The following is a 13,345-nucleotide window of genomic DNA, read 5'->3' on the forward strand; positions in this document are numbered from 1 at the left end:
GCGTCCTCGATAAAGCCCAGCGCAACAAGGGGCCGGGGGCCGTATGGCGACACAACCGCGCGCTGCCATTAATTCTTGATCAATTGACAAAGAATAGAACCAAGGATAGTGTGTGGTTGTCCGACGGTCAATTTTGTCTGTGTGCCGTTCCGGAGACCATTATTCGGCGCAACGACAACTTTGCGCCTATCGATTCGGAGACTTTGACAAGTGAACTACCTTCTTACCGAAAAGAAAAATCCAGTATTCGAAATTGAGGGACTCAGTCACGTTGCCCTCGTTTCTGCCGACATGCAGCGCACCGTCGAGTTCTACCAAGGGGTCTTGGGCTTTCCGTTGATCAAGACGACGGAGCTTCCTGGCGGTGGTGGTCAGCACTTCTTTTTCGATATGGGGGATGGAAAGAGTTCGCTGGCCTTCTTCTACTTTGCTAAAAAGCACGTGGCAGAGCCCGGAGTCACAGTGCCAAAACAGAATGTCGGAGATCCGTCCAGCGGGTTTGATCCGGACAACTACACGACCGCAATCGGATCGATGAACCACCTCTCGTTCCGTGTCGCACCCGAAAAATTGCCCGAATACAAGGAAAAGCTTGAGAGCCTCGGCATTTGGGTCTCGCCGATCATGTATCACTTCGGCAAGGACGGTGCCAGCATTGGTGTTGCTCCTGATGAGCAGCCGTGGCTTACGTCGATTTACTTTCGCGATCCCGACGGTATTCAGTTGGAGTTCGGGGCTTGGTGGCGTCCGTTGACGGATAACGACATAAATCATAAGCCCGCAACGCGCGCGGATGCCCCGGCTGCATTCTGCCAGGGCGGCTGAAGCCGACACCGCACAACAATGGTGCTCCGAAAAAAGAGCCTTATGGCGGTAGAGTCGGGTAACGGGGAGAAGCAAGCCCCGAACGGCGTCAAAGGCAAGGTTGTCCTCCCTGCCGGAGCGGCCGGCCGGCAAGGAGTTGGCAAGGCACGACTCCTCGCGCAGGTCAGCGAAACGGCATTTTGACCTGAGTTCACGAAAAAGGCCGGGAGATCGCTATCGTCTGTTGAGGGGCGTAATATTCGGCCAGCGCGACTTTTCGAACGGATCGGGTTGGATGAGAGTGGAGATACACCAATGATCCATGCCAACCCGCCAGAAGCGCGCGAGCAACTCTCCCGAATGATTCCGATGCAGCGTCTCGGAACTCCCAAGGAGGTCGCGAGCACTGCCGTTTTCCTGGCATCGGACTCGGCAGGGTATGTCGCGGGTGCAGAGTTGAAAGTCGCCGGCGATATCTGAACCAAGGCGCACCTAGGCACTATCGCGAGATGCCGGGTGCGGTGATCCGAATGCTAGCCCGATGGGTGTGAACAAGATTGACGGCAAATGCCGCGATCACCCAAGATATCGAGGTAGTTGTCTACCGATGGGTTACCCGCCCGCCAAGCGAAAATCAACACTGCCCCGCCGTGAATAGTTGCGCGCGGGGTGGCTGCGGACATCCATCATTGGTTTTGCCTTTCCAGCAGGATTGAATAACAACGTACACCATGAATGCGTCTCCTGACATTCCTTTCGTGAAAAGGCCCGCCAAATCCCCCGGCCGAAAGCCACCGACCCAGATGCTCGAGCACATTCTCGACACGGCTTTCGAGGCTTTTGCTGCGCACGGTTACGAAGGGGCATCAATGCGGAAGATCGCCGCTGATGCCGGAACAACGATCCAGCGCATGGTCTACCACTTTCCTTCCAAGGAAGCGCTTTGGGAGGCGGTAATGAGCCGCATCGTCCAGCGTTTCGACGAACGTCATCGCCGAATGCTTAATGAGTGCCGGGGTAAGGCGGCATCGGTGAAGCTTCACCGCTTGATTGGCGACATGGTCCACTTCCTGGCGGAATTTCCAGGCGTTCACCGGATCATGACTTTCGAGGCGGCCCATCCCAGTCCGCGGCTGAAGTGGCTCTACGACAATCACTTGAAGTCCCGGGTCGAGGAAACCGTTGACATCATAAAGGCGGCGCAGCGCGAACGCGCTATTCGGCAGACCGACCCGATGCGTCTCTACTACGCGATACTCTCGATCGCCGCTGTACCATTCACCATTGCGGCCGAGTTCAAACTGACAACTGGCCGTGATCCCTTCGATCTTGAAGAAGTAGAAAGGACAATCGACCTTATCCGCGCCCTAATCATCAAGGAATGAGAGTCTGCCGCATCATCACGGACGTTTTACGACTTAAATTGGGAGTGTTGAAAAACTGGGGGAGCACGACACTTTGCACCAAGCTACCGCTGACACCCGTGATCCGAGGTGACAAATGGATATGCATTGGATGATTTACCTGCAGCGTGAAGGTGTCGATGAGAAAGTACTGTTAGCTAAGTTTCAGCGCCCGCTCAAAGGAGCCACCCGGGCTGAATTTGGATAGTCGATGTCCGAGGGAAAAAATCTGCTTTCCAGCCTTCAACATGCGGTGGCCCAAGACCAGATCCGTGCCTACGGCGCTCAGCGTCGACGCTGCAGGCATTGCGGACGATACCGCCGCATAAAAGACTGGCGCCCTCGCGTCTTTGCGACCGCATTGGGCAGTGTCAGAGTTCGAGTGTCCCGACTGATATCCTGCTTGTGCACCCCTGAACCACGGTGCGAGAACGATGAGCCGGCGGATTTGCGATTCCCGGAGTGTCCGAAAGAAACCTTGCTACCGGGACGACGTACGCCGGAGCTTGCGTACCTGTGCGCGAAGCAAGGCGCCGCTGTCTCGTACCGATCTGCTGCGCGCAACGTCGCCGACCTCGCCGGGTTGCACACCCCGTCTCACGCCACTGTTCGCAATGAGACGCTCGACTGCGGTGAGCACATTGAAGATGACCAGTTCCACGTCGGATGGTTCGCGGGAACCCAACGCCTTGACGGAGCCAGACACTTGCGTCTCGCAATAGACGGCACCGTGATCACCGCGGTTCCGCAGGAAGATATGCGCAAGTTTGAAGCTATCGCGGGCCGCGTCGAACGTGACGGGATAGCGGCTCGACGATTCGCGTGCGTACTCCAGCGCCCGAGCCTGACGCGCGTGCTGGTCGCTGCGGCACTCGACCAGTGTGGTTGGGTTCGGTCCACAATGGTTGACGTGGTCACAGATGGTTCCCGGGGTATGCGATCGCTAGTAACGTCAGCGGCGCCTTGCGTCGCACCGAACATTCTCGACTGGTTCCACATCGGCATGAAACTTCACGCTGTGCGGTCGGCGCTCTGCGCGTACACGTTTCCTCTGTTCCAGCGACCCATGGTGATGCAACGATGCGAGCGACTATTAAATCGCGTGCGCGACAAGCTATGGCGTGGGCGGGGCGACGTGGCGACGTGGCGACGTGGCGACGTGGCGATTGAGATCGTACGCACGCGCATCGCTTCGCTGAATCTTGATATCGGATCTTTGACAAAGTTCTATGATCTGTGCGCGGGTACTGCGTCTCGCGCAGCCGCTCGATTGTTGTCTTTCCTCGTGAACAATCGCTGCGACCTTATCGACCATGAACAGGCTCGAATGGCCGGCCGTCAAGTATCGTCGGCGTCCGCCGAGTCGGTCATGAATCATTTGATAAACCGACGACTCACAAAACGTCAACAAACGAGGTGGTCGATGAAGGGTGCCCACTACCTGCTGCAGACACGGGTCGAGCTACTCGACGGAAGGCTGGAGACCTGTTTCGCCAAGCGGTTCCCTCACTTTTGATCGCCAGAGTTCGCTCAAAAGTAAAAGCGCCCGCCCCCCACTTTCCATCCACTCCCATAATTAACGAACGTCAACAGCAGGTCGCGCCTGCTCATTCCTCAGCCTTGCCGAGGCCACTCCATACGACCTTGACTGCCTTGCGGAAGGCATGCAGTTGCGAGGGGTTGTCTTCACTCCAGCGAAGGAAAATAACCAGGCCCTGGCAACTGGACACGATCAATGCGCCACGCAATTCGCGTTCTTCCATCGACAGTGCCGGATTGAATTCGCCAACGAGCTTCGCAAAAAGCCTCGTGAACTGCTTTTGTATCTCCACGACCACATCGCGCGCAAACGGTTCATGCAGCGCCAATCCCCAACTTTCGAAGATGGCTGCAGGCATCCCAGGTTTGACAAACTCGGCGAAAGCGTCGTCGATGATTGCTTCGAGCCGCGCCTGCGGGGAGCGGTTTCCGTTTTCGGCAAAGCCTCGAAAGCGTTCGAAGTACCGCTTTGCGACCTCCTCGATCGTGGCGCGCAACAGCGCTTCACGGGTCGAAAAATAGTGCTGTAACGTGCTCAGGCGAATGCCCGCATCATTGGCCACGCGGTTGATCGTGTACCCTGCGTAACCCGCCGCGATCAGCACGTTGATCGATACATCGATGATCTCAGGCACCCGGCTCTCCCGATTGCCGCGCCGCCTCGTGAGTGTCGCGGTTCGTGGATCAAATATCGCTGCAGAAGTGAGGGTCAGTTTTTTCACGTGCACTCCGAATAGGTTGTCTAACCTGACTTAAGTATAGGTTGAGAAACCGGTTTTTCCCAAGCATCGACATGCCAAATGCCCAATTAATCAGCACTTCAATGAACAAATATCGTTTACCCTTGCGCTCGAATTAAGCGGTTGATTTATAGGTTATCTAACCTATAGTTGACGGTAAGGTAACCGACAAGACGTTGCAATGTTCCAGCCACGAATTGGCGGGACACGATGGTGGCGCCGCGGTGAGAGGAGAGCGAGATGGGTTCCGGCAAGATGTGCTTGCGATCGCTGGTCGCAAAGTGGTTTGGGCACTCTGCGGTGGTGACGGTACGCGTGATGGAGTTCAGTCGCACACCATCGGATCGAAGGCGCTACGTGCGCATCGGCGTGATGCGGCCGGACGGAGGTTTGACGATCGTTTTCTTCCGGCACGACGACGGTTCGTGGAACGTGTTCCCGGCAAAGGCGAGCACGCCGGCGATGCGCGCCTACCCGCTTGCGGCATGAGCGATGGGGCGATAGTCGGGCGATCTCAGGAGAACGGAATGAACATCCTGGAATTGGCGGCGGATGCTGGAATGCTGGTCGTACTTGACGGCAGGATCGGTCGCACCGAGTACCGAAGCGTCCATGGAACGCTGGATGCGTTTCAGCGTTTTGTTCACGCGTTGGAATCGGCACTGGCGAATAACGAGGAGTCCGATGGGTCTCACTGTCGGGGCGGCCTGTGCGCGGAGTCTTCGTCATCCTGAAGAAATGGTGCCTGAGGGCCGGGCCACCATGGAGGCCCTCAGGCTGACCTGGGAATGCGCATCTGGCTGCTGGCCATGAAACTGGAGCGGGTGCAGGACACGCTGGTGCCGGATCGAGTTCGCTCACACTGGGGAGCGAGCTCGATTGGATGGAGAGACTGATGAAGATTTCCGCAACCTACGCCTGGGTGACGGCGCTTGCTGCATTCGCCGCGGGGCTCCCTCCGGTCTCGTCCTACGCCTACGCGCTCGATCCGCAACTCGACTGTAGATCGAACGCACACGCGTTCATCGCCCCGCTCCTGAAGGACCAGTACATCGATCCGAAGCCGATGCGCGTCGAAGCGAACTCGGTCAACGCATTTCGACCGGCGCACGGCAGCAACCTGACGGCATTTGGCTTTCGGGTCTACGCCGTCCTCGGGTATGAACACGACGATGCACTGTTCAAACGCGGAAATGGCCAGCCTGTTAGGGACTCGGCCTATGGCGTGGTAGTGATCGGCCCCACCGAGTCAGTAGAAGCGCAGGCGCACCAGGCGGGTAGCGGCGCAGTCATTCATCAAATAGTCCCCCTCTTGCTAACGGCGATTTTCTGCAGCGGACCGTGACGCGCGCAGCGGCGCGGTCATCGCAAGTCGTACACTGCTATCGGGCCGCTACAGGTATTGATCCACGCTGCTCATCTGTCCTGGACAGACCGACTCATTTCGCTATCGGAACACAGCGGCCGCAAGCATGCAATGAAGGAAACGTGGCAGCGATGCGGAAGTGAAATTGGCAGCAGCAACCAGCGTCGTCACATCCTGGAAAAACCCGCATCCCAATTCGGGCGACTATCCCATTTGACCGTGCTGGAAGGGGTTTGATTTCCTCGGATGGAACATCCGCAAGTACAACGGCAAGCTGTTGATGAAGCCGTCCAAAGCGAACGTCAAAGCCCATCTTGACAAGAACCGTCGCACATTGTCGACGATCCGCACATTGATGTCGAACTTCCGGACCTGGCCCGAACTTAGCCGGAAGCGAAGCTTCTGTGAAAATTTCGAAGAGCCTATCGAAATCCTCCGCGGACGACCCAGCCGATAAATCACCCGTTGGTGGCGCTCATGAAAACAGCGGCAAAGTCTCGACCACTGGCGGCCGACTACGACGGGCAGCCGGAGACCGCCGAGTGAGTGCGGCTGCTTCCTCGTCGCATGAGGCAAGGCGCATCTTGATATCCGACAGTCTCTTCCAGACAGATCCGTGAATAGAACATTCTGCCAACGCCCGCTCGAGATGGTTGAGCAGTTCCGACAAGCTCGCGTCTCCCGCCCCCTGCCCTACGAACTTCCGCTTTCGCATAAGACCGCTCCCTGGTCGGACATCCGCCGCGTATCGGCATCACCACAAATCGTCAAGATCCAGCGACATCTGTTCCTTCGTCCTGGCGTCAGAAGGTGCGTCGGGCGCAAACCCCCTTGACAACGCCATTTTTAGCACATCGAGATGAAAAACCGCGTCCGCGCAGATCTGGATAAAGCCGTCACCCGGCTGCTTCGGGCCGGTGCCGCTTTCCAAACCGGCATGGCTGTCGTGCCCAGCCTGTACCATCCCGCTCACATCACATCCGCCAGCATCGACCGACGACAATCCGGAGCGGTACAGGCACACGCATATTGGGCCCGTGCCTCTTCATCCTCATGGTCGTCGACGGCAAGCAGGTAATCGATGAACAGTTCTTCTCCCGCGTCGATCGGCCGGAGCGTGTGGATGAAAATCCGACCCTCATCCTCGATGGTCTCGCAGTTCGGCGTACATGCATGGTTCAGCCAGCGGGCACTGTTGCCGTCCCGGCTGCCATCAATGACGCGCCCGTCCGACAGGCCGAACAGGAACGTATGTCCAACGACACCCTCACGCCGGTGCCGCCGCAACGCGTTTCGCCACGTCGTGATTTCACCCTTGTACGCAAGCACGCGCTCGCCCGCTGCGAGCGGACGCATCGCAAATACACCCTTGCCGTGAACCGGCGATCTCCGGACGATGACGCGTCGCATTGTGTTGCCCTGGCTATGCCCATGCGCGAGTATAGGGCGGCCAATTTCCGCCGCTATGGTGGTGAAATGAAGAGGCCGTTGCTGCGACCTCCAGCCTTAGGCGGCCGCATCCCAGCCTGGGACGTAGGTACGTTTTGATCTGCGACATTCAGGGTTGGTCGTCAGATGACCTGCGATGCAGGCCAGATTCAGAAGAGCTGGGCGCCGAATCGCGCAGGCTACCCCACTTCACCCTGCTCACGAAGGTCCTGCCCGTTGTGTCGAGCGATTCGATCATCGCCTGTTGCCCACGCGCTTCCGCGATGACGCGCACGATGCGCGTCCGGTAGCGCAGCAACGCACCGATGGTCGGGCACGAGGTCTGCCGCCGGGTCCGTGATCGTTTCTTTTCCATGCGGGTATCTATATAGACAGGCAGTGAAGCGCAGGGGCCGCGGTACACCGCGGCATCTCGCAACCCACGCTACCAGGCCAGCCGATCCGTGTCCAGGCCTGCTGCCTGTTCACTACATTCCAATGCGACTGCCGCCCCATCAGTCGCGGCGATTCGACGGGGACGCCGATAGCAGCAATCCGGCCGGCGGCTTGCTTCCGGCTTCAGGCGCCGTTCACCGCATCCTTGAACGCCTTGCCCGCCGTGAATTTCACCGTCTTCGCGGCCGGGATCTGGATCTCCGCACCGGTCGCCGGATTGCGTCCGACCCGTGCGGCTCGCGCCCCCGTCGAAAACGAGCCGAATCCGATCAGCTGTACCGTTTTGCCCTTCGTCAGTTCGCCCGTGATGGCCGCGATCACCGCGTCGATCGTCTCGCCCGTGGCGACCTTGCTGTCGTAGGTCTTCGCGGCGACAGCATCCACCAGTTCCTGCTTGTTCATTGTGATCCCTCGTAGTGGTTGATTAATGTCGTCACCCTACCCGATCGGTGCCGCTTTGCGCAATTGGCCCTCCGTCGCACCCACGCCAGATTGGCCACCCTATGCCCGCCCGTCATCGGTGTCGTGTCCACTGCCCGGCTGTTGATACCGGCTGGGAGACTTTGCACGTGCAAAGACAGAGGTGCTTGTGGAGAGAGGTCAGCGTCCACCGTTCCATGCCGAAGCCTCAGCTCTGTCCTCCACAGTCTCCGACCGGCGCAGGCCATCGACATTCCGACACGCCTTGGTGGGCATTCCGCGTCTTCTGCTGCCCGGCCCCCGCGTGCCGCGTGGCCTCCGGTCACATCACAGCAGTCCGGTCGCGCGCCTTCAAACTCCTCCGCCTACAGCCGGTTCGGCGCGGTGATAACGGGTGTTATCTCCGCCCCGACCAGCAGATTCACTTGCCACGAGCGTAGCGACGGCACTAAGAAGTCTCCTCTATTCCGCCATTTTGGGATTTTGCATAAAAGGAATTGAACTAAACCGCTGACGCGGTATGGTGGCTGGCCAACGTTCCCGTCCTGGCCGGCGCCGCGGGCATTCCTTTCCGGGTGCGACGATGACAGTGCAATTCACCGCACCTGCTCATCCCGAAAGGAGTCCTGCCATGACACCCCTACGTCAGCGGATGGTCGAGGATATGCGCGTTCGCTAATACGGAGGATTTTGTAATGTGAAGGAAACCCCGCTACGTGTTGTCGAAGCTAGACAGAATGCTTCTCTCCTTCACATTACGATATGACATCTCAAAGCGAATCAAGCCAATCCAATAACGAAGCGGACCGCTTCCAGCGAGGGGGTGGCCTGATCCCGGAAGGCGCATCGAACCGTTGAAGTGCGTCGCGCATCGTTTGCATGTTAGCGCGGGCATACTGATTGGTCGTATCGAGGCTCGAATGTCCAAGCCAACTTCTGATGACCGTAACATCAACCTTTGAAGCCACCAGATGGACGGCTGTTGTGTGTCTCCATACATGTGGCGTGATGCGTTTTGACGATAAGGAAGGAAGCTGTTGACACGCAGCCTGGACATATTGGCGCATTTTGAACCTTACGCCGGAGGCGCTCAGTGGGGTGCCGTAGCGATTGACAAAGAGACGCTGATCTGGAGCACGCGGGTGGCGTTTCAACAGAGCCAGGAGTAGCGCTGCTGTTTCGGGCCACAACGGACAGATCCGTTCCTTTTTGCCTTTCCCCACGAGTCTCGCCTGGCAAGGTGCATCGAACCGTATGTCCTGCGGGCAAAGATCCAGAGCTTCCTGGATGCGCGCGCCTGTATTGTAAAGAAAGGACAGCAGAGCGTGATCACGCTGCCCCTCCACGGTACTGCGGTCTGGCTGGGCAAGAATGCCCGCTACTTCGTCTGATTCCAGATAGCAGATCAGACGTCGTTGCATGCGCTTGCTCGGAATGGCGAGTACTTCCGCACACTGGGCCAGCGCCGAAGGCTCTTGCGCTTGCACAAAACGGAAAAAACTTTTTATCGCTGCGAGACGGCAGTTGCGTGTGCCGATAGAAACGTGCCGCTCAACTTCAGTATGCTGGAGGAAGGCACAGATCTCAGTAGCGGTGATTTGCGCCAGGCTCAGGCGTGCGATCGGCCGCTTTTGGCGTTCAGAGGTGAAACGAAGAAATAAGCGCCATGTATCTCGATAGGACCAGACGGTGTGAGCAGAGACGTTGCGCTGCTGCACGAGCCAGTTCTCGAAGAAGGCGTGTAACAGTTGAACAAACGATGCGGTCATTCGCATGATTCACCTCCAACCGATTCACCGAGGTTGTGTGCGCCGAAGACCTCGAACCGTTCGGACGCTTGCTGCAGCAACTCTTGCGTCGTGGTGAGATAGACGAGGGTCGACTTGATACTGGCGTGCCCAAGATATGCCGCCAGGTAAGGCAGATGCACCTGGGGATTAATCCCGTCGCGATACCAGGCGGTCATCCGATTCACCGCCATGGCATGACGAAGATCATGGACGCGAGGACCAGCACGACCTGGCAAGGGCTTCAGGCCGGAATCCCGGATTACCTGGACGAGCAGCTTGCTGACTCTGATCTGGGAGTAGCCTCGGGATGTCTGTATGTTCCAGAACAGGGCCGAGCCGCCATCGGCGGGGGCGCCGGCTAGCAGGCGGGCATGGAGATAGCCGCTCAGCGCAGTCATGACCGTTGTGGTGACCGGCAACCGGCGCGACTTGAAGAATTTCGTGTCGCGCACTGAGATGGAGGCGGTTTCCAAATCAATGTCTTGCACCTTCAGACGGACGATTTCCCCAAGCCGAAGCCCGGCACAATAGGCGAGCACGATCATTGTGTACAACGCAATCGGCCGCAGGGACGCTCGCGGAGATGGGAAGGCACTCGCAGTCTTGAGCAGTTGCGCGACCTCGTCTGGCGTATAGATGTAAGGCCGCCGCTGGCTTCGCTTGACCGCACCACGCAGACCCCGAGGCGATTCAGGCGGCTCGACAGGTACGCCGTTGCGCTGAAGGGCTTTAGCGATAACACGGCCCGTGTCGATGCAATCCATTGCGTGCTGCGGCGTCGATGCGGCGTTGGCCCACTCTCGAACGAGCACTTTGAGGGGTTCTGACTCGAGATCAGGCCGGGTTTGAAGAAAACGATCGAACCGAGCCAGCCTGCTTTGTATGGTTTGGTAGCGATACCCCAGCGACTGCATCAGCGTCACGTGCTTTCGCATTAACGGGCCGAGATGACTTGCGAAGCGTGGCAGCGGCCGAATTGCCTCCAGGGCGACATCGGGATCCGGTCTGAGCAAGGCACGAACCACTGGTGTAGTTCCGCGTGGGCTGTACGAGGCTCGCAGATTCGCCAACGGATTGCATTCAAGATGCCCATTCGCAACCAACCAGTCGAGAAAGCGATCCACGAGCCTCGCATGGCCGAAGAGCACATATTCTGGCAACGACCTGGCTCTCTCTTTAAGCCAATACTCGATAGTTGAACGCGAAGGAGGCTGAGTGCCAGCACACGCCAGAGCGCACCGCTGGAACCCATCAAGAACATAGTGGTAACTGTTGCGCGCAGAGGAGCTTCGCAAGCATAGTTGTTTGACGAACTCTCTGTACAGGTTGCGTTCGGCGTCGGGCCAACTGTTCATGATTTGCTCCCCGTCGGAACTTCCAACGCCACTTCGCGCAATTCGTCCATGGACAGTTTTAAATACTGCTTCGAGGAGCTCAATGAGCGATGGCCCAGAACATCTGCGATCGTCTTGAGCGAAGACTCCGCACCCAGCAGGCTGACCGCACACGCGTGACGTAATGCATGAGGTCCCTGTTTGCCGGAGACGGAGACGCCCGCATCATGGAGGCGATCTACAACAATGTGATACACCGCGTAACCTTGTATCGCCCGGTAGGGAGCCACAGCCCGAACAAAGATCTCGCGAGCAGCGGTCTGGGGACGACCGTTGCGCAGATACTCGAGAATAGCTTCGCCAACAGGTTGCAGCAATGGCAGCATGGATTCCGATCTGGTCTTGGTATGGCGGATGCGCACGCATTCCCTCCTCCAATCCAGCTCTTCCAGGCGAAGTCTCGCCACTTCGCTTGCGCGCAGACCATAGGTACAAAGCATCAGCACGATCGCATAGTCGCGCAACCCCTTCGGGCTGCGGTCCTCGCGCGCGGCTTTGAGAAGCAACTCGACTTCTCTGATACGTATCGCCGATGGAATACTCTCATCGGTATAGAGTCGAGGACTGATCAAACTCGGGGCGAGATCAAGGGCGATCCAGCCGTGCTGGTGCAGGTAGCGCAGGAAGCTTCGCAAAGCGTTCACCAGATTCTTAAGGGCGCCGCGCCCCAGTTGAGATGCCCTTGACTGCACATAGCGATCGACGTCGGTCAGCGTGAGCTTCGCAAGCAGTGCCTCCGTACCTCTTTCGCCCAGTGATTCGAGAAAATGTTGGGCAACGCGTTGACGCACGGACAGCGTTCCTCTCGCAAGATCACGCATCGTTACCAGCGAGCTGAGAAATGATTCGCAAAGTTGTTGATGAAAAGCCTCTCGTGGGCTTGCCGGCTTTGCAACTGGAGGCCAGCGGCCTTGCACCACGCGCAGTAGCGTCTGAACACCGCTGCGATGCCAGTTGCGCCACGCGGCAAGATTCTTCGGATACCTTCCGTTAGAGCGCCGGAACCGGCGCAGCTGGTAGTCTAGATACGCCGTCACGTGGACGGGTCGAGTCTGTTCGATGTCGACCTGGTGCTGTTGCATATAGGTGAAGAACCGCTGGGCAACGCACAGGCTGCGTTTACATGCCTCAGCGGAGTACCTTTGCTCGCGCAGATGGGCTTCGAGCCGGGCGATAGGCTCCGGCAATGATCCTAAAAACCGCAGTTACCCAGTTGCAATCGCAGCGATCGGAGTCCGTTGCAGCGGTGTAGATGCGGTAATGCGTGCGCAGATATAGCGCAGCAGCTCGCGCCATCGGTCGAGCTTCGGGAACTGCTCCGCAAAGCGTGCGACGTGGCCCAGAGCCGCACGAACATTGGCGACCAGCGATTTGATCGTATCGACCTTCGCATGCAACGGCGTGAGATATAGCTGCGTCTGTCCGGCGTGGCTGGCCATCGTACCGACCGCCGCCAGCAGCAGGGGCCGGCTTGTCACCGCTTCGAGACGTGCGCCTGGATGGGCGGCCCGACAGTACCAGCTCCACCAGTTGTAGACCAGCGCGCCGGCCCGTGCCGTCGTCTGGCAGCGGGCGATGTCCTGCGTGGTGAAGCCGCCCAGCCCCCACTGGTTCTTCAGTTCGTCGAAACCGTTTTCGCAGTCGCAGCGATCCCGGTACAGCTGGGCGATCGCCTCCAGCGGATAACGGATGTCGGTTACCAGCACCGTATATTCCCACATCGGGTCGGCATCGAGCACCGCATCTTCGGCCAGCGTCAGCCGAAGTTGCCCGTTGGTATCGCGGCTCTCGCGAGCCAGTGCGCCGCGAATGCGCCGGCGCACGATCACAACGCGCCGCTTCGCCGACCAGCCGGTGAGCTGCAGATGATCTTCGACTACCTGGCAGCCCTGTGCATCGGGCCGGCTCCAGTCACTGCGACCGAACTGTCGCGCAATCAGCCGCTGAACGTTCTTCGTCTGGCGCAGCCTCAGCAGGTACGGTTGCTGTCGTTGCTCGAGTTCTA

General features: G+C 58.4%; 16 protein-coding genes. 7 read left to right on the forward strand and 9 right to left on the reverse strand.

Annotated elements, in window-relative coordinates:
- Window positions 1-210: 210 nt before the first annotated feature.
- The 4 genes from GNZ13_RS22025 to GNZ13_RS22040 all read left to right on the forward strand — a co-directional run bounded on the left by GNZ13_RS22025 (window position 211) and on the right by GNZ13_RS22040 (window position 3,723).
- Entirely contained in the window at window positions 211-825 is a 615-nt protein-coding gene (locus tag GNZ13_RS22025) for a VOC family protein (protein ID WP_328807271.1), read from the forward strand.
- 294 nt (window positions 826-1,119) lie between these two features.
- The gene (locus tag GNZ13_RS22030) at window positions 1,120-1,284 is read left to right on the forward strand and encodes an SDR family oxidoreductase (protein ID WP_172168017.1); all 165 of its coding nucleotides are present in this window, start codon (window positions 1,120-1,122) and stop codon (window positions 1,282-1,284) included.
- Window positions 1,285-1,535: 251 nt separating this feature from the next.
- The gene (locus GNZ13_RS22035; RefSeq protein WP_172168019.1) at window positions 1,536-2,189 is read left to right on the forward strand and encodes a TetR/AcrR family transcriptional regulator; all 654 of its coding nucleotides are present in this window, start codon (window positions 1,536-1,538) and stop codon (window positions 2,187-2,189) included.
- Between the two features lie 229 nt (window positions 2,190-2,418).
- Window positions 2,419-3,723 (forward strand): ISKra4 family transposase, encoded by a 1,305-nt coding sequence (locus GNZ13_RS22040; protein WP_172168021.1) that lies wholly within the window; start codon window positions 2,419-2,421, stop codon window positions 3,721-3,723.
- Window positions 3,724-3,814: 91 nt separating this feature from the next.
- Here GNZ13_RS22040 and GNZ13_RS22045 read toward each other — a convergent pair whose 3' ends face one another.
- Window positions 3,815-4,468, reverse strand: a complete 654-nt coding sequence (locus tag GNZ13_RS22045; RefSeq protein ID WP_172168023.1) for a TetR/AcrR family transcriptional regulator — start codon at window positions 4,466-4,468, stop codon at window positions 3,815-3,817.
- 258 nt (window positions 4,469-4,726) lie between these two features.
- Between GNZ13_RS22045 and GNZ13_RS22050 the strand changes: the two genes are divergently transcribed.
- The 3 genes from GNZ13_RS22050 (at window position 4,727) to GNZ13_RS22060 (ending at window position 5,831) form a co-directional block, all read left to right on the forward strand.
- Window positions 4,727-4,975 (forward strand): hypothetical protein, encoded by a 249-nt coding sequence (locus tag GNZ13_RS22050; RefSeq protein ID WP_172168025.1) that lies wholly within the window; start codon window positions 4,727-4,729, stop codon window positions 4,973-4,975.
- A 38-nt stretch (window positions 4,976-5,013) separates the two neighbouring features.
- The gene (locus GNZ13_RS22055; protein WP_172168027.1) at window positions 5,014-5,220 is read left to right on the forward strand and encodes a hypothetical protein; all 207 of its coding nucleotides are present in this window, start codon (window positions 5,014-5,016) and stop codon (window positions 5,218-5,220) included.
- Between the two features lie 161 nt (window positions 5,221-5,381).
- A complete protein-coding gene (locus GNZ13_RS22060; RefSeq protein ID WP_172168029.1) occupies window positions 5,382-5,831 on the forward strand; it encodes a hypothetical protein in 450 nt (149 codons plus the stop codon).
- A gap of 775 nt (window positions 5,832-6,606) precedes the next feature.
- On the opposite strand, the gene GNZ13_RS22065 is transcribed toward GNZ13_RS22060, so the two are convergent.
- The 8 genes from GNZ13_RS22065 to GNZ13_RS22100 form a co-directional block, all read right to left on the reverse strand.
- Window positions 6,607-6,783, reverse strand: a complete 177-nt coding sequence (locus tag GNZ13_RS22065) for a hypothetical protein (RefSeq protein WP_172168031.1) — start codon at window positions 6,781-6,783, stop codon at window positions 6,607-6,609.
- Between the two features lie 38 nt (window positions 6,784-6,821).
- The gene (locus tag GNZ13_RS22070; RefSeq protein ID WP_172168033.1) at window positions 6,822-7,262 is read right to left on the reverse strand and encodes an SET domain-containing protein; all 441 of its coding nucleotides are present in this window, start codon (window positions 7,260-7,262) and stop codon (window positions 6,822-6,824) included.
- 148 nt (window positions 7,263-7,410) lie between these two features.
- Window positions 7,411-7,656: a hypothetical protein gene (locus GNZ13_RS22075; protein ID WP_172168035.1), complete on the reverse strand. Its 246-nt coding sequence runs from the start codon at window positions 7,654-7,656 to the stop codon at window positions 7,411-7,413.
- Between the two features lie 203 nt (window positions 7,657-7,859).
- Entirely contained in the window at window positions 7,860-8,138 is a 279-nt protein-coding gene (locus GNZ13_RS22080) for an HU family DNA-binding protein (RefSeq protein ID WP_172168037.1), read from the reverse strand.
- A 788-nt stretch (window positions 8,139-8,926) separates the two neighbouring features.
- Window positions 8,927-9,931 (reverse strand): tyrosine-type recombinase/integrase, encoded by a 1,005-nt coding sequence (locus tag GNZ13_RS22085; protein WP_172168038.1) that lies wholly within the window; start codon window positions 9,929-9,931, stop codon window positions 8,927-8,929.
- The gene (locus GNZ13_RS22090; RefSeq protein ID WP_236002127.1) at window positions 9,922-10,860 is read right to left on the reverse strand and encodes a tyrosine-type recombinase/integrase; all 939 of its coding nucleotides are present in this window, start codon (window positions 10,858-10,860) and stop codon (window positions 9,922-9,924) included. The genes GNZ13_RS22085 and GNZ13_RS22090 overlap by 10 nt, the downstream gene beginning before the upstream one ends.
- A 437-nt stretch (window positions 10,861-11,297) precedes the next feature.
- Entirely contained in the window at window positions 11,298-12,527 is a 1,230-nt protein-coding gene (locus GNZ13_RS22095; protein WP_172168040.1) for a site-specific integrase, read from the reverse strand.
- Between the two features lie 18 nt (window positions 12,528-12,545).
- Window positions 12,546-13,345: transposase (locus GNZ13_RS22100; protein ID WP_216674968.1), on the reverse strand; the 800-nt coding region annotated here is incomplete at its 5' end.

This window comes from Paraburkholderia elongata (assembly GCF_013177735.1).
In the GTDB taxonomy this organism is placed as follows: Bacteria; Pseudomonadota; Gammaproteobacteria; order Burkholderiales; family Burkholderiaceae; genus Paraburkholderia; species Paraburkholderia elongata.

Bases quoted from the DNA above. Each gene is read 5' to 3' on its own strand.
- GNZ13_RS22060 (WP_172168029.1), top strand. From the start codon at position 5,382: ATGAAGATTTCCGCAACCTACGCCTGGGTGACGGCGCTTGCTGCATTC.
- GNZ13_RS22080 (WP_172168037.1), bottom strand. From the start codon at position 8,138: ATGAACAAGCAGGAACTGGTGGATGCTGTCGCCGCGAAGACCTACGAC.
- GNZ13_RS22035 (WP_172168019.1), top strand. From the start codon at position 1,536: ATGAATGCGTCTCCTGACATTCCTTTCGTGAAAAGGCCCGCCAAATCC.
- GNZ13_RS22075 (WP_172168035.1), bottom strand. From the start codon at position 7,656: ATGGAAAAGAAACGATCACGGACCCGGCGGCAGACCTCGTGCCCGACC.
- GNZ13_RS22050 (WP_172168025.1), top strand. From the start codon at position 4,727: ATGGGTTCCGGCAAGATGTGCTTGCGATCGCTGGTCGCAAAGTGGTTT.
- GNZ13_RS22040 (WP_172168021.1), top strand. From the start codon at position 2,419: ATGTCCGAGGGAAAAAATCTGCTTTCCAGCCTTCAACATGCGGTGGCC.
- GNZ13_RS22090 (WP_236002127.1), bottom strand. From the start codon at position 10,860: ATGCAGTCGCTGGGGTATCGCTACCAAACCATACAAAGCAGGCTGGCT.
- GNZ13_RS22085 (WP_172168038.1), bottom strand. From the start codon at position 9,931: ATGCGAATGACCGCATCGTTTGTTCAACTGTTACACGCCTTCTTCGAG.
- GNZ13_RS22030 (WP_172168017.1), top strand. From the start codon at position 1,120: ATGATCCATGCCAACCCGCCAGAAGCGCGCGAGCAACTCTCCCGAATG.
- GNZ13_RS22055 (WP_172168027.1), top strand. From the start codon at position 5,014: ATGAACATCCTGGAATTGGCGGCGGATGCTGGAATGCTGGTCGTACTT.
- GNZ13_RS22070 (WP_172168033.1), bottom strand. From the start codon at position 7,262: ATGCGACGCGTCATCGTCCGGAGATCGCCGGTTCACGGCAAGGGTGTA.